This is a genomic window from Microbulbifer sp. Q7, assembly GCF_001639145.1.
Classification (GTDB): Bacteria; Pseudomonadota; Gammaproteobacteria; order Pseudomonadales; family Cellvibrionaceae; genus Microbulbifer.
This window is the reverse complement of record NZ_LROY01000002.1, coordinates 23107-45837: the sequence shown is the minus strand read 5'-3', so window position 1 is coordinate 45837 and position 22731 is coordinate 23107. Positions and strand designations below refer to the sequence as shown.

Annotated in this window: 19 protein-coding genes; 12 read left to right on the top strand and 7 right to left on the bottom strand. The window is 57.9% G+C overall.

The genetic code is table 11. The annotated features are described in order from the left end of the window. Positions 1 to 345 precede the first annotated feature (345 nt). From AU182_RS05900 to AU182_RS05860, 9 genes are all read left to right on the top strand, one after another. Positions 346 to 2436: a PEGA domain-containing protein gene (locus tag AU182_RS05900; protein WP_066962346.1), complete on the top strand. Its 2091-nt coding sequence runs from the start codon at positions 346 to 348 to the stop codon at positions 2434 to 2436. Positions 2437 to 2482: 46 nt separating this feature from the next. Continuing rightward, a complete protein-coding gene (locus tag AU182_RS05895; protein WP_066962343.1) occupies positions 2483 to 2791 on the top strand; it encodes a hypothetical protein in 309 nt (102 codons plus the stop codon). Positions 2792 to 2880: 89 nt separating this feature from the next. Further along, complete coding sequence (locus AU182_RS05890) at positions 2881 to 3675, top strand: MotA/TolQ/ExbB proton channel family protein (RefSeq protein ID WP_066967552.1); 795 nt, start codon at positions 2881 to 2883, stop codon at positions 3673 to 3675. Positions 3676 to 3783: 108 nt separating this feature from the next. Beyond that, a complete protein-coding gene (locus AU182_RS05885) occupies positions 3784 to 5088 on the top strand; it encodes a hypothetical protein (RefSeq protein WP_066962341.1) in 1305 nt (434 codons plus the stop codon). Further along, complete coding sequence (locus AU182_RS05880) at positions 5078 to 6160, top strand: vWA domain-containing protein (RefSeq protein ID WP_066962338.1); 1083 nt, start codon at positions 5078 to 5080, stop codon at positions 6158 to 6160. Before AU182_RS05885 ends, AU182_RS05880 begins: the two co-directional genes overlap by 11 nt. Then, complete coding sequence (locus AU182_RS05875; protein WP_066962335.1) at positions 6157 to 7158, top strand: vWA domain-containing protein; 1002 nt, start codon at positions 6157 to 6159, stop codon at positions 7156 to 7158. The genes AU182_RS05880 and AU182_RS05875 overlap by 4 nt, the downstream gene beginning before the upstream one ends. Before the next feature lie 48 nt (positions 7159 to 7206). Further along, complete coding sequence (locus AU182_RS05870; RefSeq protein ID WP_066962332.1) at positions 7207 to 7860, top strand: hypothetical protein; 654 nt, start codon at positions 7207 to 7209, stop codon at positions 7858 to 7860. A gap of 31 nt (positions 7861 to 7891) precedes the next feature. After that, complete coding sequence (locus tag AU182_RS05865; RefSeq protein WP_227718145.1) at positions 7892 to 8605, top strand: hypothetical protein; 714 nt, start codon at positions 7892 to 7894, stop codon at positions 8603 to 8605. A 45-nt stretch (positions 8606 to 8650) separates the two neighbouring features. Continuing rightward, positions 8651 to 10102, top strand: a complete 1452-nt coding sequence (locus AU182_RS05860) for a M48 family metalloprotease (protein ID WP_066962329.1) — start codon at positions 8651 to 8653, stop codon at positions 10100 to 10102. Between the two features lie 10 nt (positions 10103 to 10112). Here the strand turns inward: AU182_RS05860 and AU182_RS05855 are convergent, their stop codons facing one another. Beyond that, positions 10113 to 12056 (bottom strand): diguanylate cyclase, encoded by a 1944-nt coding sequence (locus AU182_RS05855; protein ID WP_227718144.1) that lies wholly within the window; start codon positions 12054 to 12056, stop codon positions 10113 to 10115. A gap of 411 nt (positions 12057 to 12467) precedes the next feature. Further along, positions 12468 to 13247, bottom strand: a complete 780-nt coding sequence (locus tag AU182_RS05850; protein ID WP_066962326.1) for an enoyl-CoA hydratase — start codon at positions 13245 to 13247, stop codon at positions 12468 to 12470. A gap of 315 nt (positions 13248 to 13562) precedes the next feature. Between AU182_RS05850 and AU182_RS05845 the strand changes: the two genes are divergently transcribed. Next, positions 13563 to 14345, top strand: coding sequence for a tryptophan 2,3-dioxygenase (locus AU182_RS05845; protein WP_066962323.1), 783 nt, complete (start codon positions 13563 to 13565; stop codon positions 14343 to 14345). A gap of 111 nt (positions 14346 to 14456) precedes the next feature. On the opposite strand, the gene AU182_RS05840 is transcribed toward AU182_RS05845, so the two are convergent. After that, a complete protein-coding gene (locus tag AU182_RS05840) occupies positions 14457 to 14885 on the bottom strand; it encodes a biopolymer transporter ExbD (RefSeq protein WP_066962320.1) in 429 nt (142 codons plus the stop codon). A gap of 167 nt (positions 14886 to 15052) precedes the next feature. After that, the gene (locus AU182_RS05835) at positions 15053 to 15523 is read right to left on the bottom strand and encodes a methylglyoxal synthase (RefSeq protein WP_066962317.1); all 471 of its coding nucleotides are present in this window, start codon (positions 15521 to 15523) and stop codon (positions 15053 to 15055) included. A 230-nt stretch (positions 15524 to 15753) separates the two neighbouring features. Here AU182_RS05835 and AU182_RS05830 point away from each other — a divergent pair, with 230 nt between their 5' ends. Further along, positions 15754 to 16170 carry a hypothetical protein gene (locus tag AU182_RS05830; protein WP_066962315.1) on the top strand — a complete coding sequence of 139 codons (417 nt, stop codon included), beginning with the start codon at positions 15754 to 15756 and terminating at the stop codon, positions 16168 to 16170. 162 nt (positions 16171 to 16332) lie between these two features. Here AU182_RS05830 and AU182_RS05825 read toward each other — a convergent pair whose 3' ends face one another. Further along, entirely contained in the window at positions 16333 to 17205 is an 873-nt protein-coding gene (locus AU182_RS05825; protein WP_066962312.1) for a hypothetical protein, read from the bottom strand. A gap of 123 nt (positions 17206 to 17328) precedes the next feature. On the opposite strand from AU182_RS05825, the gene AU182_RS16650 reads away from it, so the two are divergent. Next, the gene (locus AU182_RS16650) at positions 17329 to 18192 is read left to right on the top strand and encodes a hypothetical protein (RefSeq protein WP_066962309.1); all 864 of its coding nucleotides are present in this window, start codon (positions 17329 to 17331) and stop codon (positions 18190 to 18192) included. A 129-nt stretch (positions 18193 to 18321) separates the two neighbouring features. Here the strand turns inward: AU182_RS16650 and AU182_RS05815 are convergent, their stop codons facing one another. Together AU182_RS05815 and AU182_RS05810 are read right to left on the bottom strand one after the other, a co-directional pair. Continuing rightward, the gene (locus AU182_RS05815) at positions 18322 to 21483 is read right to left on the bottom strand and encodes an efflux RND transporter permease subunit (protein ID WP_066962306.1); all 3162 of its coding nucleotides are present in this window, start codon (positions 21481 to 21483) and stop codon (positions 18322 to 18324) included. After that, on the bottom strand, positions 21480 to 22721 hold the full coding sequence (locus AU182_RS05810; protein ID WP_082859255.1) for an efflux RND transporter periplasmic adaptor subunit: 1242 nt from the start codon (positions 22719 to 22721) through the stop codon (positions 21480 to 21482). The genes AU182_RS05815 and AU182_RS05810 overlap by 4 nt, the downstream gene beginning before the upstream one ends. Positions 22722 to 22731: the final 10 nt, after the last annotated feature.

The window sequence follows — 22731 nt, the reverse complement described above, 5'->3', positions numbered from 1 at the left end:
GCCAGGCTGTCCGCGGGTCGCACCAGAATATTCTGACTACCCGCCCACCTTCCGCAACCGAAATTCGCCCTTGCGCGCTGGCCCCGAGCCGGTGACGGGCAATGGACGAAATTGTCGTCCTGGTATCGGTAAAACGGAGAAAGCTACGCCAAAAACGCCCCCGCTCCGGCTGCAAGCGCGAGAGCGGGCTAAGCTGAAATGCGCGGCTTTGTCTCTGGCAGCAAGCCCCGGGCCGGACAGGTAACGCATGCGACAAGAATGTGACAAGCATGCAACAACACCGCCCGGCAGCAGAGATTCCAGCTACGTAAAAATCAATAAGTACGCAGTAACAGGACATCATAAATGACAGCCAAGGAAGCGGTACCCGTTCGCGACAGCGAGCCGGCAAGCGAAGATGCATCCGTCATTCAACCCATCGGATTCACCCCCGCCCCGGTTACCACCGGTGGCAGAAAACTGCTACTTACCCCGAAAGCAATTGTGGTCGCCAGCTGCCTGCTACTGGGCGCCCTGATGCTGGTCTACCTGCTGGTCGCCCGCTCACTCATTTTTGAAACACAGCCTGCCGATGCCGACGTATCGGTCAGTGGTCTCGCCCTCCCCCTGGGCGATGGCCATCTGGTTTTACCCGGTCACTACAACTACACCATCAGTGCCACCGGCTATCTCCCGCGCACTGGTGAGGTCGAAGTGAGCAGCGACAGCAACAGTCGCCACGCAGTGAAGCTGGAACGCTTGCCGGGCCACCTGCAGGTGGTAACCGACCCACCGGTACCCGTGCGCGTCCTGGTGAACGGTGCGGAAGTGAGCAGCACGGACGGTCTGGCCGCGTCCATTCCCGCCGGCCGCAAGCGCATCACCATTCTCACCGAGCGCTACCTGCCCTTCAGCAAGGAAGTTGAGATTGAAGGACTGGACAACACACAAACGCTCTCTGCAACACTGCGCCCGGCCTGGGCCAACGTGTACATTACCAGTAACCCGGCAGGCGCAACCGTCAGTGTGGAAGGCCGGGTTCTGGGCACCACCCCGCTGACCGCCGAGCTGGTGCAGGGAGATCGACTGGTAGATATTTCCCTGCCGGATCACAAGACCGCACAAATCCAGGTACCCGTCACCGCGGGGGTCGACCAGACCCTGGCCACGGTGGACCTCAACGCTGCCGACGGCACATTGCGCGTGGTGACCAATCCGCCGGGTGCCAGTATCACCGTCAATGGCGAGTACCGCGGGCAGGCGCCCATCGATCTGGAACTGGCCTCCAACAGCCGACATGAGTTGCGTTTTTTCCTCGATGGATACAGTACCGTCGAGCGTACCGTCGATGTCCGCGCGGGTGACCAGCGGGATATGAACGTGGAGCTGACCGCCGTATTCGGCAAGGTTTCCATCACCAGTAATCCAGCAGAAGCGCAGGTATTTATCGACGGCAAACTGGCCGGTGTTGCCGGCCAGACCTTCACCCTGCCCACCCGCAGCCACAGAATTACCGTGCGCAAACCCGGGTATGAGGACTACTCCACCACCATCGTGCCATCCAGCAAGCTGAAACAGTCGGTACGGGCCGTACTGCTCACCGGTGAGCAGGCACGCTGGAGTGGCATACCCGCTGAAATCACCCACGGTGCCGGCGGCAAAATGTTACTGATGCGTCCCAATGCACAGTTCACCATGGGGTCGTCCCGCCGTGAACAGGGCCGCCGCGCCAATGAAGTCATGCGCAAGATTGCACTCACCCGGCCGTTCTATATCGGCGCGACCGAAGTGACCAACCGCGAATATCGCCGTTACCAGCGGATGCACAATTCCAGCCATGCCAATGGGGTGAGCCTGGATAACGATAACCTGCCGGTGGTGAATATCAGCTGGAATGATGCCGCCCTGTTTTGCAACTGGCTAAGTGCACGGGACGGGCTCAAAGAGGTGTACCGCAGCGAACGCGGACGCATAGTGGGCTTTGACGCAAGTGCAAATGGGTACCGTATGCCGACCGAAGCGGAGTGGGCCTGGGCCGCGCGCTTCGAACGCGGTGCCATGCGCAAGTTCCCCTGGGGCAATGCGCTGCCGGTGGGCAAGAACTCCGGAAATTACGCCGATAGCAGCGCGGGGCAGATAGTCCCAGCCGTACTTCGCACCTACAACGACCGCTATCCGGCCACCGCCCCCGTAGCCAGCTTCGCACCCAACCACACTGGCCTGTTCGATATGGGCGGCAATGTCTCTGAATGGATTCACGATCTCTACACCATTGGCACCGGTTTGTCCCTCAAACGGGAAGAGAACCCGGTGGGCCCCCAGGAAGGCGACTATCACGTGGTTCGGGGCTCCAGCTGGAAACACGCTGGGCTCACAGAATTACGTTTGTCGTACCGGGACTATGGTGCCGAGGCACGCAACGATATCGGGTTCCGCGTAGCCCGGTGGGTGAACTGAAGTCATGGCCTGCGTGGAATCACGCAATTACTGACGAGGCACAGCGATGCAACTTACACAGTGTTTTACCCGCTCCCGCTACCAGGTATTGGCTTTCGCACTACTGACCGCACTTGCTGGTTCGGTAGCCGCTCAGGTCGCCGCTGACTCCGCAAGCGAAGCCAGTGATAGCGACACCAGTAAGGCGGAAGCGAGCGCACAACCGGTCAGCGTCAAGGCTGCGGAACCCGCACCGAAACCGGTCAGTAAAAAAACACCCAAGATCAAGGCACAGAGTGCGGAAAGCGCCGATGGCTATGAAGCCTCGGAAGAAATTTCGGAAGACCTCTCGGTCTCCTACCCGGTGGACATCTAAACCCAAGATCGCATATTCAACAGGCACAGTCAGAGCAATATCCGGGCCCATCGCCAATGGAATGGCCCTACAAAAAAGCGGGAAAACCCATGAAATTCAAGTCTTCAGATTTCGTCTTCCAGCTGTTTGCCCTACTCGGGGCGATCATCCTGGTACATGCCATCTATGTGGCCATCATCCGCCCCAACGCCGATGCCTTGATCGCCGAGCAAATGGCACGGGAAGAAGCCGGCGAGACCTACATACAACAGCGATCGATCTACATCGTGATGCGCGACTACGAACAGGAAGCCTGCTTCGTACTCATGCTGTGGGCCATGGCCATCATGGGACTGAAAGCGCGGCGCGGCTTTCGCGAACGCAAACTGCTGGACCAGGCACTACTGAACGTGAGCGAAGGAACACCCATTCTGCCGGAAGACGCCCGCGACCTGTCGCGACCGATACAGGCGTTACCAGAGGAAGAGCGTAATTTCCTGCTACCTCGCGCCCTGCTCACTGCATTGCAACGCTTCGGTTCCACACGCAATGTGGCCGCTGTATCCAATTCGGTCAAAGAGGTCTGTGATACCGAAGGCGATAGGCTGGATTCAGAACTGGCGATGGTGCGCTACATCACCTGGGCGATCCCCTCTATCGGGTTTATCGGCACGGTGCGCGGTATCGGTGAAGCACTAGCGCAGGCCCATCGCGCCGTGGAAGGCGACATAGCCGGGGTGACCGTAAGCCTCGGTGTCGCGTTCAACTCCACCTTTATCGCCCTGGTCATCAGCATCGTCATCATGTTCTTCACTCACCAGCTGCAACTCATGCAGGAACGCCTGGTGCTGGACACCCAGAATTATTGCGACAACAAACTACTGCGCTTCTTGAAAGTGGGCTAACGCAGAACAGCCCAGATTCACGCGGTTACGCGTCCGGATCACGAATCACTGCATAACGCAGGCTGACCAGGGAAGTGGCCAGCCGCAACAGGGAAAACAGGAGCTTCCATGAGCAAGGGTGTACTGGATATCAACGACTGCGGTCTGCGGGTTTTTGTCGGCAACAATGAAGTGCTGGAAAGCCCGGGGGTTGCCATTGTCAATGATCAGGAAATTGTCACAGGCACCGCCGCCTTGATGCGTGCGCGCAGCCACCCCACACAGATCAACCACCAGTTCTGGCGTCGACTCAGTCTCGAATCGGTCAAGTCCGACAACCCGGGCTGCCGCCATCACGCGGACCTGGCGTTCTGCCACCTCCAGCATATCGCCGAACTATGCGACCTGCCGGATGAGGTCGCCCTCGCAGTGCCCGGCAACTTCACCCGTGAACAGCTGGCCCTGCTGCTGGGTGTCATCAAAGAGAGCCCGTTCAACGCTATCTCTCTGGTGGATGCCGCAGCCGCATGTATCAGCAGCTGCGCTCCACGGGGTGTACACCTGCATATCGAACTGCACCGACACCAGACTCTGGTAAGCCGTGTTGTGGTACACGAGCAGGCGGAACTGGATATCGCGGAAACCGTAACCGATGCAGGGCTCCAGCACTTCCAGGAAGCCTGGGCCCGCATGTTTACCGATGCCTTCATCATGCAGTGCCGGTTTGACCCGCTGCACTCGGCAGAATCCGAGCAACAGCTGTACGACATGCTGCCACAGTGGATCGCCCGCGCGATGCGCCAGGGCGAAGTCATGGCGGAACTCGATGACCGCACCGCCAAAGTCAGCCTGCGACAACTGCAGGACGCGAGCATACCGATTCTCTCCCGGGTTCGCGCCATGATTGAGAACCTCAGTGAAGCCAACAGCGTTGTATTTGTCTCGCACCGTTGGGCGGAAATTCCTGGGGGCGCGCAGCTGGCCGAGCGTATACACCTGCTGCCGCACAACGCGGTGGCACAGGCGGCGGAAAAGCACTGGCAGGAAATCCACAGCGAAAGCGAGCAACTGCGGCTCGTCAATGCGCTGAGTGCGGCACCGGCCACCGAGGTTGCCGTACAGGTCAATGCTGCGGCGGAGGCTGGCGCAACGCACCTGCTCTTTGGCCATCGGGCCCTGGCCGCACAGCAACCGCTGTTTGTCAGCTGGCAGGAGGGCAAGCTCAACATCACGCCCACGCCACCCACGCACCCGGCCGCCACCATCACCAATCACGCCGGTCGCCTGGCACTGCGCGTGGATGCCGGTGCGCAGCTGATGCTGAACGGTGAAGAAATTTCTGCGCCGGTGAATCTCACCGCAGGTGACCGCATCGGCGCGGCCAATCTTGAAGACGTAATTACTGCGATCAGCGTGGAACATTATGGCGCGTAAAAACCGGCGGTTCTCAGCCTTCAGCCTGTCGTTTCTGGACATCATGTCCTGTGGATTCGGTGCCGTTGCATTGATCTTCCTGATCATCAAGCACGGCTCCGACCACGATATCGAGGCGGAAAACCAGGATCTGGCTGCCGAGGTCAACCTGCTGCAAGAGGAAGTCCAGTTCGGGCAAGAGCACCTGGTCCTGGCCCGCAACACCCTGGACACCACCAGCGATGAACTGGCCACGGTGCAGGGCCTGGCACGACGCATCATGGAGCAGATTGAAGAGGTAAAAGGCAATATCGCTGAGGTCGACAGCACCACAGACGAAATGGACATTGCCCGCCTGCAACAGAAGCTCAAGAAACTGGAGCAGGCCAAGAAGCAGCTGGAGGCTGAAAACAAAAAGTTGGGTAACAACGTGCGCAAATTTGTCGGCGATGGCGACCGGCAATACCTCACCGGCCTGCGCTTGGGCGGTGATCGCATCCTGATTCTGCTGGACTCTTCTGCCAGCATGCTCGGCGACGAGCTGATCAAGGTAATTCGCACGCGCAACATGTCCGATGCGGTAAAGCGGGATACCGAAAAGTGGCGACGTGCCAAACAGACCGTTTCCTGGCTGGTGTCGCAATTCCCGCAGGATAGCCAGTACCAGATTTACACCTTCAATACCGAGTTCCGCGCCGCCCTCGTCGGCTCCGAGGATCGCTGGCTGAACGTGGACGATCGCGATCAGATGGACGATGCCATCAAGGCCCTTGACACCATCGTGCCCGAGAACGGTACCAGTCTCGAGCGAATCTTCAATGCGGTGAACAGCATGTCGCCGCTACCCGACAACATCATCCTGATTACCGATGGGCTGCCCACCCAGGGCATGAAGGCCCCTCGGGGCAATACGATTTCCGGCAAGGACCGCTTGAAGCTGTTCCGCAAGGCGGTAAAAGCCCTGCCCAAAAGTATTCCCGTCAATGTGGTCCTGGCTCCCATGGAAGGCGATCCCTTCGCCGCCAGTGAATACTGGAAACTGGCTATGGAAACCCAGGGTTCATTCCTAGCACCCTCCAAGGACTGGCCATGAGTAGACGCAGCAAACGGCAACAAGAAGAGTTCAGCATCTCGTTCCTCGACGTCATCTGCTGTGGGTTTGGCGCCATCGTACTGCTGTTGATGATCGCCAAGACGGTGGAACCCATCGTGCTGGAGGAAGCCGAGCTGGATCTGGATGGCCAAGTTCAGGAGTTGCAGGAACAGCTGGCGGAAATCCGCGGGGAAACCTCCGTACTGAACCGCGATCTGAACGCCAAAAAAGAGCAGCTGGATATCGAAACCAAGCGCATCGCTAAACTGAAGGGTGAACTGGAAACCCTGCAGGCTCAGTATGCGCGCAAGACCGAGAGTGAAAGCGAGGAAGGTAAACTCAAGGGCGAGCTGACGATTGCGCTGCAGAGTATGACCGACGAAATGAAACGGCTGCTCGGGGAAAATTACCAGCGTAAAAACAATGTCATTGGTGGCATTCCAGTGGATAGCGAATACATCCTGTTTATCATCGACACCTCGGGCAGTATGTTTAATTACGGCTGGGATCGCATGATCCAGGAGATGGTCAACACCCTGAACCTGTACCCCAATGTGAAAGGTATCCAGGTGATGAACGATATGGGGGACTATATGTTTTCCAACTATCGCAATCGCTGGATCCCCGACACCCCAGGGCGTCGGGACGCGGTACTGTCCCGCCTCCGCTCATGGAATCCGTTCAGTAATTCAAGCCCCGTGGAAGGCATCCAGAAAGCGGTACGCACCTTCTACGATCCGAACAAAAAAATCAGTATTTACGTACTCGGCGATGAATTCACCGGCAAGTCCATCCGCAACGTCATGATGGCAGTGGATCGCGTGAACGCGCAACGCGGGGAGGACCAGCGCATGGTCCGCATTCACGCGATCGGCTTCCCCATTCAGTTCTCTCGCCCACTACACCTGCAGACCACGGGTCTGCGCTTTGCCGCCCTGATGCGTGAACTGACCTACCGCAATGGCGGCACCTTTGTGGGCCTGAATGACTTTCGCTGATAGGCAACTAAAGACGACGTTGGGTTGGGAGAAACCCGGGAGCAAACCATGAATCGCTTGTTAAATGGAATTGGCACGATCCGAACCTTCACCTTGGTAGTGCTGGCTGGTCTGCTGACCGCCTGTGCCCATACGGTGTCGGTGGATGGCGAGTTCCCCGCACCGGTGGGCGACCCCCACCCTCTGACTGTCGGCGTTTATTTGAGTGATGATTTCCGGCAGTTTACCTATAGCGAAAACCGGGATGATCGCGATGAGTGGAACATCGACACCGGTCGCGCGCAGAGAAACCTGTTTGAAACGGTACTGGGCTCCATGTTCCAGGAAACCATTAACCTCGCGCAATACCCGTCCGACCTCCCACAGGGGTTGGACCTGGTGATTGTCCCCGAGGTGCGCGAACTGCAATTCACTATGCCCCGGGAAACCCGTGTCAACATTTTCGAAGTGTGGATCAAGTACGACATGCACGCCTACAACCAACAGGGTGAGTCGGTGGCAGAATGGGTCATCACCGCCTACGGAAAAACCCCTACCGCCTTTCTGAAATCCCAGGAAGCGGCACTGGCTCAGGCCATCAATGTGGCGCTGCGCGATGCCGGGGCCACCCTGTATACGGGTTTTGAGCGTGTGCCTGAGTTGCAGGCACTCATCGCCGACAAACAACGCGCCCTGAGCATGAAGCAAACAGGTAGCGACTAATAGTTTCCAGCGGAGTCTGGAAATTCCGTCCGTGTACCCGGTACGCGGAAATCTCAAGGAGGATGTACTGGTGAAATTCCTGAGCGCACTTTTTTCGATTTCGGTCCTGACGCTGTTTTCCAGCGGGTGTACCACCGTGGTGATCGATGAATACCGGCGCAGCACCGGCGAGCTCGCCGTTGGCGACTCTGTGGTGATTCTCGGCCGCCGTCATTCCAGCGACTACGAAACCGAGCCGGACCTGATCGACTGCGTGGGAAAAACCCTGCACAACCCCAGCGCGGGGGTTAACGTCATTCCCGAGCGACAATTTGTGGATGCGTTGTACCCCTGGTTCGAACCGCGCACCGCACCTATGCATATCAAGTCCCTCGACAAATTGATGGACATTCCCGATGTGCGCGACCGCATGGCGAAATATGGGGTGAAGTACATCGTCTGGATTGATGGCTCTACCGAGACCACCTCCAGTGCCGGCTCCATCGGCTGCTCCATTGGTACCGCCGGGGCCGGCTGCTTTGGCTTCGGCACCTGGGACAAGGAATCGGATTACGAGGCCGCCGTGTGGGACTTCCGGGACCAGGAGCTATCCGGGAAGATCAGCGCGGATGCCCAGGGCACCTCCTACATGCCCGCCATTGTTGTGCCGATTCCGCTGATTGCGCGGGTACAGAACAACGCCTGCAAAGGCATGGCGGCACAACTGCAGGAGTTTTTGTTACCGCCTCAATCCGCCAGCCGCTAGCACGGCGGCGATGCTCACTGGAAACAATAACGACAGGAGATAGCGATGCACACGCTCAATAAACTGTTGGCCGCCATCTTGTTGACGACGGCCGCCGGCTGCGCTTTCAATCCGGCCACAAATCGCCCGGACCTCGTGCTGATGTCGGAGGAAAAAGAGATCAAAATTGGTCGCGAAATGCACGAAAAGCTGGTGGCGAGCACCCCGATTTACAACGACCCCATCCTGACCGCTTATGTGAGACACGTGGGTGAGAAGATCGCCAAAGCCAGTGATCGGCCGGACCTCACTTATCATTTCACGATTATCGACAGCCAGGACATCAATGCATTTGCCCTGCCCGGCGGTTACGTCTACATCAACCGTGGGCTGCTCACCTATCTGCAATCGGAAGCAGAAATGGCCGCGGTACTGGCCCATGAAGTGGGTCACATTACGGCCCGCCACGCAGTCCGCCAGAAAACGGCAGCCACAGGTGCGGGCGTTGCCTCGGTTCTCTCTGTGCTGGTGACCGGCAGTGGTGTGGTGGGCGATGTCGCCAACTTGTGGAGTACCGCTGCGGTGAAAGGTTATGGCCGCGATATGGAACTGGAGGCGGATCGCTTCGGCGCACAGTACATGTACAACGCGGGATACGATCCCCAGTCCATGATCAACGTGATTGCGCTGCTGAAGGACCAGGAGACCTTTGCCCGCCGCCGCGCGCGTGTCGAGGGCAAGAAGCAGCAAACCTATCACGGGGTATTCTCGTCACATCCACGCAATGATGTGCGACTGCGCGAGGTGGTGGCAGCGGCCGGCGAGCTGCCGGAAGACAAGAAAGTGACCAAGGTCGAGTACTACCGGGAAAAAACCGAGGGCATTGTGTACGGGCAGAATGCCCAGGAAAGCGAAAAAAATCGCTTTAATCACAAAAGCCTCGGCTTTTCGCTGTTGTTTCCGGATGGCTGGGAAGTGGAGAACCAGCGTTCCGCCATTGTGGGTAAGGCACCGGACAATTCGGCCACACTGACAATCCGGGTCGCCAAGCGCGACGGTAACCAGCCGGCGGATATGGCCCTGCGCGGCGTGTACGATGTCCGCAGTCTGGAGGAGGACGAAGCGCTCAACCAGTATCGCCTGGAGGGACATACCGGCAAGCTGCCCGTGAGCGGCGAAGACGTGCCAGACCGGGTCGCGGTGCTGTTCTACGGCAGCCGCCAGTACATTCTCGAGGGCCGGGTGAAGGAAAAGCCTTCAAAATCGGAAGCAGAAACCGAGTACGACAACTTGTTTTTGACCAGTATCCGCAGCTTCCGCCCGTTGCGTAAAACGGATATGGTGACGCCAGATATCAAGCGGGTGAAGTATGTGCAAGCCAACGAGAAAACCACGTTTTCATCCCTGGCCCGCCATATGGAGATTGGCGAGTACGCCGAAGAGCAACTCCGCCTGCTGAATGGGTACTACCCGCGCGGCGAACCCAAACCCGGCGAGTGGATCAAAATAGTGCAGTAGGCCGCTAAACTCAGGCTGGCTCCTGCTCTGCACCATCCACCATTTCAATCTGGAAGCCAGTCTGCGATGGGGAATCCTCGGGCGATGCATCTGCGGCATACTCCACCACGATGTTGCGCCCGCGCTTTTTAGCGCAGTACAACGCCTGATCCGCACGACGCAGCAACTGCTCAACGGTAACGTCTGAGTCGCGGTACGCAATGCCAATACTGGAAGTAAATTGCACCGTCTCCCCTGCGGCATCCAGACGAATACCGCTGATACTGTTGCGCAGGCGCTCTGCCGTGTGCAGGGAATCAGGCCGAGTCTCGGTAATCAACAGCGCAAATTCTTCACCGCCCAAACGCCCGAATACGTCGGTCTCGCGCACCGTTTTTCGAATCGTCTGACTAAACTGGCGGAGCGCCTCATCGCCCACGCCATGGCCGTGATTGTCGTTGATCGACTTGAAGTGGTCGATATCGAACATCAGCAGGCTGACCGGTTCGCCCTTGCGCTGGGCGCGCTTGATCGACAGGCTGGCCTCGGCGAGGAAACTGCGCCGGTTGCAGATGCCGGTCAGGGGATCCGTGCGCGCTTCCTGCTCGGCCTGCTGTTTGGCTTTTTCCAGCTCTTCGGTGCGGGCGCGTACCAGCCCCTCCAGCTTCACCTTGGATTCCTCCAGGTGCCGGCGATACTGTCGCTCGGACTCAAGCCCTTGCAGCCGTACCCGGCGCAACTTCATCCCCATGGCCGCCATGATGGTCACCATCTCGATGAATGAACTCAATGGAGGCAAATAGTAATTGACCAGATTGTGCTCCACATAACCGAGATCGCGCAGAGCCTGGTAAAACAAACCCAGCAACAGCAGTGTCCAGCCCACAGCAAATACTGCGGCTTCGCTCGACCCCTGACGCCAGCGCACCAGCGCGATGATGGTACTTGCGGGGTACATCAACAATGCGAGCGTAATGGTAATCAAGGCCAGAGCCTTAACCTGCAACAGCGCACTGGCCAGCAGCACACAGGCGTTGAGCATCATCAGCAGCAGAATGTAATCGAGCCTGGGAGTGTATTTGCGGGTTTGCAGGAATAACCGATCAAATACGACACCACACAGAATACTGACCGCTCCCGCGGCCGACATGTAGTGCCAGTGAAACGCATCGCGCAACACATACTGATGGGCAAATCCCATGATGGTGCCCCAAGCGACGATCTTCGAAAGGCCGTACACAAAGTAGGCAAAAAAACTGGACTCGCCCGTGGTCAAGCCCACGATCAGGGAGAACAGAGAGATCAGCGCAATACCACCAAAAAGGAAGGCCAGTACCGAGGTTTCGCCAGTGTGTGCCTGGCTCAGCCTTTCCGGTGTCCAGATTCGCATGGACGGGAACACGAACCCGGCCTCTTCCGAATCAAACCGCACGAGGAGTTCGAGGGTTTCACCGGCACTCAGGGTAACGGGCACCACGAACCGGTTGTGAAATACCGGGCGCGCAGAAAATGGATCCCCCATGGCCTGCTCGGCAACTTTGTCATACCCGCCTGTAGAACCGATGGGGCGAGCGTAAGCCTGCAGCCGCATCAGCTGGTGATCTACATACTCCAGATGCAGGGTAACCGCGTCGGCAGTGGTGTTGTGAAGTGCAAAGTGCGACCAGTGACTCCCTTTTTGCAAGCCGGTGGACCCGGCACCCGGCAAGGGCTGAAAGGCGCCCCGCGCGAGGGCCTCCTGCGCCGCCTCTGGCCCGGCACGCCCGGATGGATCGTGCCAGATAGCTGCCTGGCCCGTGCGCTTGCTCCCATCCTCAAGTGCGCGAATGGCAATCGGCTCAAGCGAGGGCGTTGCCATGACCACGGTGGAACACAGCAAAAGCGCGCCGATGGCGGCGGTGCACAGGCTGTACACCAGGGAAAGCCTCGCCGCAGACGCGAGTAAGGAGTAAAAAAAGCGGGACGCTATCATCATGGTCCTGAAAATCAGGTTACCGCAGAATGTCTGCGAAAAAATTAACCCCCGCCGCGTTATTGGATCTTATCGATTCAGCACCGTGCGACAGGGGGGACGGCCAACGGCCGTTGGCTGGCCCGGAAACCAATGCCCTAGCAGTGTACCGGCTCGCAAAACGAGAATCATGTATCCCCCCTGGTTTTAACGGATAAAAATCACAAAAAATACACGGACAGGCACGCCATTAGCCCTAAAGGGCCAACCACCAAAAAGGGTCACATTACGCATGCTCACGGGATCAATGCGAGTGTCGCAGGGCACGATCTTCGACCCTAAAAAAACAAAAAGGGCCGCCAAAAGCGACCCTTTAGAATATTTTTTTAACTTGAACGATTTAAATATTTCAAAAATCTACACTGAAGCCAAAAGCTAGTCGAACTTTGAAAAATCCGCCGGCCGCTTTTCCATAAACGCGGTAGCCGCCTCACGAAACTCTTCCGATTGCAGACGACTCTGGAAGTGTCCCGCCTCTTCACGAATCGCCGCCAGACCGGTTTCCATCGTACCCTGACGCAACAATTTTTTGGTCAGACGCACTGCTTCAGGCGCCTTCTGCGCCAGTTCCAGCGCGTACTCGCGCGCGCGTCCCAGGGCCTCTCCCGAATAAACCACCTCGTTGCAGATATTCACATCGGCGGCGGTCTGGGCGTCAAACTTTTTCCCCAGCAGTAAAAGCTCCGAGGCCTTGGCGTGCCCCATGATTCGGGGCAACAGGAAACTGGAGCCATATTCGGGGCACAGCCCCAGATTGACGAAAGGCATCTGGAACAGCGCGTCGTCATCGGCGATAGAAAGATCGCAGTGCAGCAGCATCGTGGTCCCGATGCCCACTGCCGGCCCGCTGACTGCGGCAACCAGCGGCTTGGGAAATTGATACAGCGCCGACATGAACTGAAATACCGGCGACTCCTCTCCGGACGCGGAGCCGCCGAGAAAGTCACCCAAATCATTGCCACTGGTAAACACACCACCGGTGCCGGAGAGAATGACCACGCGCACGCCCGGATCACTGGCAGCGCTGTTGAGTAACTCGGCCATCGCGGAATACATGGCCATGGTGAGCGCGTTCTTACGCTCCGGCCGATTGATGGTGATTTCCAGCACCCGGTCGGACAACTGGGCCTGGATTTCTGCGCATGTACTCTGCATAGCGGGCTCCGCATTATGTGTGGTTATCACAGGTTTTGTTCTGGCAAATATTGTGTGACCCCAAGCGTGAATTACGGTCACAGGCAATAAGTCACTAGTTTAGCCACTCCGTCTTCCGGCACGAGGTCCAATTCAACCAGTTTGGGTAACGGATTGTGGGGCTCGCGGTCATTGAGCGGATTTTTCCAATATAGCGGCCTAACACCTTATAATACGGCCACAGTTTTGCACATTTACGCAACATCAGAATCCCATCCTTGCGAAAACCGGTATAGAAATTTCGGTCGCAAAATGAGACAAAGGAATTACCCACCCATGACCGTGACGTACAGCTCCTACCTGAAGGTAGATGACCTGCTGAAGTGCCAGCAACCGCTCTCTGAGGGCCCGGAGCACGATGAACTACTGTTTATTGTCATTCATCAGAGTTATGAACTCTGGTTCAAGCAGCTTCTCCACGAGCTGGATTTCTTGGTGCGCCTGTTCAACGCGGGGGAACGCAATCGCGCACTGCATACCCTGAAACGGATCGACGCTATCTACCGCACGTTGATTCAGCAGGTCGATATCCTCGAAACACTGACGCCACTGGAGTTCATGTCGTTCCGCGACCGTTTGTCCACCGCCAGCGGCTTCCAGTCGTACCAGTTCCGCGAACTGGAGTTCCTGTACGGCGCCAAGGATTCGAAAAAGCTGGAAAACTACGCGCCCGGCTCCGAGCACTATCTGCGTCTGCAAAAGCGCCTGCAGGCACCGACCCTGTGGGATGCGTTCCTGCGGTTTCTTGCCCACGAGGGGCATGATATTCCGTCCTCCGTGCTGGAGCGCGACTTCAGCCAGACTGCGGAACCCTCCCCTGCGGTGCAGAAGGTGCTGATCGACGTTTACCGTAACGATCCGCTGGTCAGTGACATTTGCGAAGCCCTGGTGGATATCGACACCTCGCTGCAGCAGTGGCGCTACCGACATGTGAAAATGGTGGAGCGTACCATTGGCAGCAAGATGGGCACCGGCGGCTCAAGCGGTGTGGGCTACCTCCAGAGCACCCTGTTCAAACCGGTTTTCCCGGACTTGTGGCATATCCGCTCGGAGTTTTGACCCGCAAAAGCCAATCGGCAGACACAAAAAAAGCCAGCAATTGCTGGCTTTCTTCTGCAGGTCGGCTTTTCGCTAGAACATTTTTCTAACGCAGCCCCTTTGCTTGGCGCGTTACTTCTTATCGTCGAAAGGAACCAGGGATACCTGAATATTCGGGTTCACTTCCTTCGCCGCGTCAGCAATGGTCACGTAAGTGTCCGCACTGGACTTGTTGTGCGCACGGATAATCACGATCGCCTGCGGGTTTTCCGCAAACATCTGCGCAATACGGGCACGCACGGCACGGCTGTCGATGCGGTTCTGCCCCATCCAGATCTCATCCGCAGAGTTCACTGTGATCAGGATATTCTGCTTGTCGGGGTCCGGCGGAGTCTGTTCAGTCTGATCTGGATCGGGCACGTTCACGTCCAGCGCCTTCTCTTTCACGAAGGATGCCGTCACGATAAAGAAGATCAGCATGATAAACACAACGTCCAGCATGGGCGTCAGGTCAATATCGGCCTTTTCTTCTTCTACGGCCTTACCGCGTCGTCTACTCATAAAACACCGTACTGTTTTTCAATTCGAATTCGCCGGACACACCGGTCTAATCAGGGGGGGAAGATTGCCGGGAAATCGCCATCAATGCAAGTGCAACCTGCGCGCAACAGATATAGCCCTTTAAAATCAATACGTTGGAGCCGCCCTGACGTGCAAAAGCTCACAAATCATACAGCCAATTCATCCTTTCGTGCCGCCAGATAGCCTTGATAGTCAGGTATTTGCCGGGGAAAGCTCTGCGCCATCAGCGCTGACTGGATCATCATATCCGCGCTGCTCGCGTTACACGCCACCGGGATATTCCATACCGCCGCGATCCGCAGCAGCGCCTTCACATCCGGATCGTGGGGCATTGGCTCGAAGGGGTCCCAGAAAAAAATGAGGATGTCCACTTCTCCCTGACAGATTTTTGCCCCCAGCTGCTGATCCCCTCCCATCGGGCCACTGAATAGCTGCTCCACCGGCATACCGGTGGCTGCCTGAATTTTGCTGCCGGTCGTGCCGGTACCCAGCAGTTGGTGCTGCTCGAGAATCCCACGGTGTTTGTTGCACCACTGGATCAATGCTGACTTGCGGTTATCGTGTGCCACCAGGGCAATGCGCTTTTGCGCAGCAATTGGCTGGTCTATGTAATCCACGTGGCCCCCAGGCGAATAATGGTCAGTTGGTTGGCACCGCCAAACAGGATTCCCCGCCAGTGCGGGTCCTACATCAGGGGTACCGTTGAATTATGCTAAATTCCGCGCCCGCCATCCATCCGCCAGTGCACGCCGAAAGACGCGCGCACGCGGTTGCAGGTAGAGCGGCGCACACAGGTAGGTATAATCCGCCCCATTCAATCGCATGCCTACCTTTTATAGGAGTAATTATGAGTGTCGGCGCCTGGGAACCAGAAAACCAAGCCTCCAACGACCAGTCCCGCACCGAGATCGACCGCGTGTTACTGGCAAAGATCATCCACGCACTGGGGGAAGAGAGCGGCGAAAACGCACCGGACCTTAAGTCCATCGACCAGGACATTCAGCTTGCCCATTGGCTCGCCGGTGTCCCCGCTGCTCAATGGCTCGCAGAAGCCGCGCACTGGAACGAAGCTCAACTTTGGGCCTTGATCCGCTTTTTCACCCTGGCAGAGATGCAGCTGCCGGAGTGGCGGGGAGGCGCGGAATCTCCGGTAATTCCACTGGCGAAATCCCTCCGCCAGCGAAAAGCGCCACTACAGCGAGAACAGCTGCTGTGGATTCGCGAGCATTCCGACAACCGCTACCTGCCCTACGGCCCCCTGTAAGCCATTTCCCGGCAAGCGCTCGCACGGTGCCAACCCCGAGCGGTAAGCCCCTGAAAAGTTTCACAAAATGGCGCAATGGGTCGACCCCATTGCGCCAATCTAAATCGCTGGCTACGGAGAAAACCTGCGGGCAAAGGTGACACCACACACGAACCCCAGCAATCAGTCTTCGACGCGCGACAACTGGCTGCGTAAATTTTCCGCCTCCGCCGGAACCCGGTAATTCATCGCCAATTCACGCCATAGAATGTATCCGTCTGCATCCAGAAGCCAGGCGCTCGGACGCACCGCGTTCGTGCAGCGTGCAGGCCGACGGAAAGCGTGCAGCAAAAAAGGGGCGGCGGACCCAGCAATAAACCCTTGTGCGTTGGTTCCAGCGATATCCAATTGCTCCAATCGGCAATCCTCACCGGCAAGCGCGGTACGTTCAGCAGTCAGAGAGGCGGGCCAATGGGCGGGCAGTTGCCCACTCAACAGCAGCATGCCGATGTTGCGCCGCGCAAGTTCCGGCATCAGCCCGTGCAACTGGTGGAGCTGCCGCCGACTGGCGGCACAAAAGGCACCGCGCAGGAAGACCACGAGCACACCACGTAGATGCCGGGCGGAACAAAATTGTCTCGCCTCCCAATTTTGCCCACCAGCGAGTTCAAGCTGGGGGAATTTGTCATCCACCGCTGGCATTTTCGGGTGCATCACCGTGCTCAGGTGATAGAGATAAACGAGCAGGACAAACAGATTGCCAATCGCCAGATAAATCGGCAAACCAAGCGCCGTATCTGTCAGCAGCACGATCGCCAACCCCACCAAAACACCAAATAGCGCACCCGACGCACGTAAATCACCGGCGAATTTTTCCGGGTACCGATAACGTAACAGCATCCAAACCGGCAGCGCCCAGGCATTAATTAATAGCCCCAGCCAGGCCAGCATAGAATTACCGCCGTCACCGCTCGCGATTGCGAAAATAGCCCCTGCCCCACAGAACAAAAGCCACAAAAACGCGATAAATGTAAAAAAAACCTTAAATTTATTCATTAGAGAGTAAAAACACCCTTAAAACACTTGCATTCAAGTATATAAATAAGCTGCAATTAGCGCGATGAATTCCACTCATCCAAAATAACACCTAAATACTAAATTTAGACACAGGGATATTTTATGGCCGCACGTAAAAAAGCCACTGCTAAGAAAGTGAGCGCCGTAGCGAAGTTGGAAGCGGAGCTCGCCTCACTGAAGAGCCAGCTCGAAAAAGCACGCAGCACTCAAGAAGCCGCTGCACAGAAGGAAGCCGAGAAAGCTACCAAGGAAGCCGATAAGGCAGCCAAGAAAGCTCAGGCTGCTGCCGCCAAGGTAAAAGCCGCGCGCGCAAAGAAGAAGTCTGCCGCTCAGCAGAAGCAACTGAAGGCCGCTCAGACTGCTGCAGCTGCTGCCAAAAAGGCCGCTACCGCCGCCAAAGCTGCCGCTGCCGATGCCAAGTCCAAGCTGGCCACGATCAGCGCCGAAAACGCACTGGCCACCAAAGTCGCCAAGGCAGTAGCCAAGGAAGAGGCCACCATTACCAAGAAGCTGGCCGCTGCTGAGAAGAAAAAAGCCGCTGCCGCTGCCAAGAAAGCCGCTGCCGCCGCGAAGAAGAAAGCTGCCGCCGAGAAGAAAAAAGCGGCTGCCGCTGCTAAGAAAGCCGCTGCTGCTGCCAAGAAGAAGGCCGCTGCCGCCAAGAAGAAGGCTGCCGCTGCGGCCAAGAAGAAAGCCGCTGCTGAGAAGAAGAAGGCTGCTGCTGCAAAGAAAAAGGCCGCTGAAAAGGCCAAGAAAGCTGCTGCCAAGGCTAAGGCCAAGGCAAAGTCTGCAGTCAAAAAGAAGCCCGGCCGTCCAGCCAAGAAGTCTGCGGCTAAAACTGCGGCCAAGAAGCCTGGCCGTCCAGCCAAGTCTGCGGCAGCCAAGAAAAAGCCAGGCCGCCCGGCCAAGTCTTCCGCCGCCAAGAAAGCGCCAGGCCGTCGCGGTCGCCCGCCAAAGGCAAAATCCTAAGCGGTTATTTCCAGCTCCTGGAACGAAAAAACCCCGGCTCGCCGGGGTTTTTTCGTTTTCAGCCACTGGTCCAAGAATCTTTCTGATGCGCAGGGCGGGCTCGCCGTGCCCTGCCTCCTACAGGCGTGTTCAGCCTTCTCTTACCGCGCGCAAACGCTCAGGCATTACCCGCTGCATCCGCTGCTGTAGCGAGGATGGCAACGCCAGCATCACCGGGGTCACAATCAGCGTTAACAGGGTGGAAAAGGTCAGCCCGTAAACAATGGCGCTGGCGAGCTTTACCCAGAAAGAAGCAATCACCCCGTTGACCACCACGGTACGGCCTACCATATCCACACTCACCCCCAATGCCAGAGGTAACAGGCCGAGGATCGTGGTTGCCGTGGTCAAAAATACCGGTCTCAACCGCTGTGCCGCCGCTTTCACCGCAGCCGCACTCTGACTCAATTCCGGTTCGGCTTTGCGCACATAGTTATAGGTGTCGATCAACACGATGTTGTTGTTCACCACAATACCCGCCAGTGCCACGATCCCCACCCCGGTCATAATGACACTGAAGGTGCTCTGGGTGAGTGTCAGACCCAGCATGACACCCGCGGTGGACATGATTACGGAAGAGAGGATCAGCGCAGACTGGTAAAAGCTGTTGAACTGGGTCACCAGCAGGATGAACATCAGGAACAGCGACAACAGGAAGGCACCAAGCAGAAACGTCAGCGACTCATTCTGGTCCTCATCGGCACCACGGAACAGTAACTCCACCCGGTCGTCCACCGGGTTTTCCGCCAGCCACTGCCGAATCTCCCGCACTTTGTCGTCGGCCAGCACACCATCTTCCACATCGGCCTTTACCTGCATCCGCGTAATGCCATCGATGCGTTCGATCTTGTCCACCTTGGGGCCGGCATGGGTGGAAACAAAACTGCTGACCGGGACCGCGCCGTTGGGCGTATTCACCTTAAGCTCGTCGAGCGCCGTGATCCCCCGCGCATGCTCCGGGTAGCGGATGCGGATGTCGACCTCCTCATCCGAGTCATCCGGGCGGTACTCAGCCATTATTACCCCGTTGGTAACCAGCTGAACGGCGCGCCCCACTCCGGTGAGATCCGCCCCGTAGAGTGCCGCCTTGGCGCGGTCCACCTTGACCTCCCATTCAATACCCGGCAGCGGCGCCGTGTTAACGATGTCGCGCAGGCCATCGAATTCACCCACCATGGCACGGTGCAGGCGCCAGGTCTCCGCGAGCAGTTGATCGTAATCGCGGCTGCGCAGCTCGAGCACAATATCCTTGCCAACCGGCGGGCCGCCCTCAAATGCATTGGCCGTGGTCTTGATACCGGCAAAATTCGCGGTGCTTTTGCGGATATCGGCAAATATCTCTTTACTCTTGCGCTCCCGCTCCATCGACGGCAGCAACTCCACCAGCAAATTGGCAATCTGGTCCGGGGACTTTTCCGAATTACCGGAAATCCCACCGGAGCCAATCGCCGAGTACACCACGCGAACCTCCGGCACCCCCATCACCGCTGCTTCCACCTGGGACACCAGCGCTTTCTTTTCCTCCATGGACAGGTTGCCCTGCGCCCGAACCTCGACGTTGCCGTATTGCTCTTCGGTATCGGTGAAAAACTCTACCCCGGGGTTGAAGACATTAAAGGCAACAAAAATACCCACCAGGGTCAGGATGGTCGCGCAAAATGAAGTGATCGGGCGACGCACAACCGGGTCGAGCAGGCGTGCATAAAGCCCGGTAACGCCCTGTAGCCCCTTGGGGTCACCGGATTCCAGCTGTTTGAGATACTGCTGATCCGCCAGGTCCACTCCGGACTTGCCAAACACCGAGCCCAGCACCGGGGCAAAAAACAGGGCGTACACCAGTGAGCCCGCCAGCACGGCGAACACGGTCACCGGCAGGTAACGCATGAAGTCACCGACAACGCCCGGCCAGAAGATAATCGGCAAAAAGGCAGCGAGCGTGGTTCCGGTCGAGGCCACCACCGGCCAGAACATACGACGCACCGCAATTGAATAGGCGACCCGAGCGGACAGCCCCTCGGCCATTTTACGGTCGGCAAACTCCGTAATCACGATGGAGCCATCGATGAGCATGCCGAGCGCCAGCAACATGCCGAACATCACCATGAAGTTGAAGGAGTAACCCAGATACCAGGCGATGATGGCACCAAACAACAGCGAAAACGGAATACCAAACCCCACCAGCAATCCGGAGCGAAAACCCAGTGCCGCCACCACGATGATCATCACCAGCAACATCGCGGTGAGGATATTGCCCTCCATTTCACTGACCATATCCCGCGCAACCTGCGACTGGTCAAACACGAAGTCCACCTGAACGCCCCGCGGAAGGTACTCCCGCTCGGCATTGACCACGTCGCGGACGGTATCGGCAAGCGCCACCGAACTGGCACCGGTGCGCTTTTCCACATTGATGGCCAGTCCCGGGCGCCCATTCACGCTGGTGTAGGTGGTTGCATCTTTAAAGGTGCGACGGATATCCGTCACCTGCCCCAGGGTCACAACACCGTCATCGGAGCGCTTCAGCGGGATTTGATACACATCCTCAGCGGATTCGATCAGGCCCGGCACCTTGACGGAGAAACGGCCCTTGCTCACATCCATTTCACCGGCGGGGATCAGCAGGTTATTGCCCAGCACCGCATTAATCAGTTCGCCGCTGGTAATCTGGTAGTGCTCCAGGCGCACCGGATCGATGGTCGCCTCCACAACCTCCTCACGATTGCCATTGATCTCCGCGCTCAACACTTCGCTGATATTTTCAATTTTGCGCTGCAGTGCCTGAGCACTGCGCAGCATCTCGCGCTCACTAATCCCCTGTCCCGCCAGGGTTACCACGATCGTGGGGAATGGCTGTGCCGAGGCTTCCTCAACGATGGGCTCTTCCGCATCCCGCGGCAATTCAGCTTTCGCCCGGTCCACCGCGTTGCGCGCCTCATCCACCGCAAGGTCAATATCCAGCGCCGAGTCGAACTCGATCACCAGGTACACCAGCCCCTCGCGGGCGGTGGCGATCACTTCCTTCACACCCTCGAGCGCCCGGATCTCCTGCTCCAGGGGACGAATCAGCAGGCGCACGCCGTCTTCCGGTGAGATCCCCTCGTGCATCACCTGCACAATAACGATGGGCGGATTGACTTCCGGACTGGATTCCACCGTCATGGCACCGCGCGCCGCAATGCCCATGATGACAATCAGCAGCATCAGGCTGATGCTGGCGCGAAAGCGGTTAACCGCGCTCTCAAGCAGCTTCATTGCACGGGCTCCTGCGCAACCGCGCCAGACGGCACATCAGGCTGTTTTACCCCGACGCCGGCGGAGGCTTTCAACAGATCGGCCCCATAGCCTCGGCTCTCCCCGTCCACGCGGGATACCGGCGCCGGCAGGTCACCGGCAGACTCCTCCAGCTCTACAGCCACCTGCTCACCCTCGCTCACGTACTCCTGACCCACGGTAATCAGCAGTGACTGGGCTGGGAGGCCGGCAACCCAAACACCCGAGCTGTCGTCACTCACGAGTCGCACATTCACAAATTGGACCCGATGCTCCTCATCCAGAATACGCACGCCGAGCTGCCCCCGGTCATCCAGCGTCAACAGGGAGGCATTGATACGGTGCGCCAGCACATCTCCAGTGGGCAACGCCATACGCGCACTGATACCACTGCGCAGCGCCCCATCGGCGTTCGGCACCGCGACCTCAACGCGATAAGCGCGCGTGACCGGGTGCGCCTGCTGGCTGACATAGCGCAAACGCCCCTCGACCAACTGACCCTGCTGCAATTGCGCCGAGGCCTGCTTCCCGGGCTGCAGGCTGGCTACCTGTGACTCGGATACCTCACCCACGATCAGAATAGGGTTCAGGTCGAGCAGCGTTGCGCACTCTTCACCCCGACGGACGAAGTCCCCCAGCTCAACCGCCCGACGATTCACCAGCCCATCGAAGGGAGCCCGAATCCGCAGGTTCTTCACGTCCACCTGCGCGCGCTTCAGTTCGGCCCGGGCAATAGCCAGATTCACTTCCTGCTGCGCCATGGCCGCTTCCGACTGCAACCCCCGCCCCTGGAGCTTTTTGGCTCCGGCATAATCCAGTTCCGCCTTGCGCAGCGTAGCGCGGGCCCGCGCCAGCTTCTCCGGTCGATCTTCGGCAGCAATTTCGCAGATCACATCACCGGCGGCCACACGTTCACCCTCCGAAACCGGCAGTGCCGCAATCACACCATCCAGTTCCGCACGCAGCTGCACACTCCGGTTTTCCTCGGTACGGCTGTTGACGATCACACGGGTGGTGTAAGGCTGAGCCTCGATCCGGCGCGCGCGAACAGAAATGTTCTCCGCCGCGGCTCGCTTGGTACTTGCAGCACCATTGATCTGAGGCGCGGCATCGCGGCCAGCGGACAGCACGCCACTCAGTAGCCAGACAATTGCAAGGAGAGCGACGATCGCGGCAATTCGATAATTGCGCTGCCGCCAGAACGAAAGCAGAAAATTCATACCTACTGTA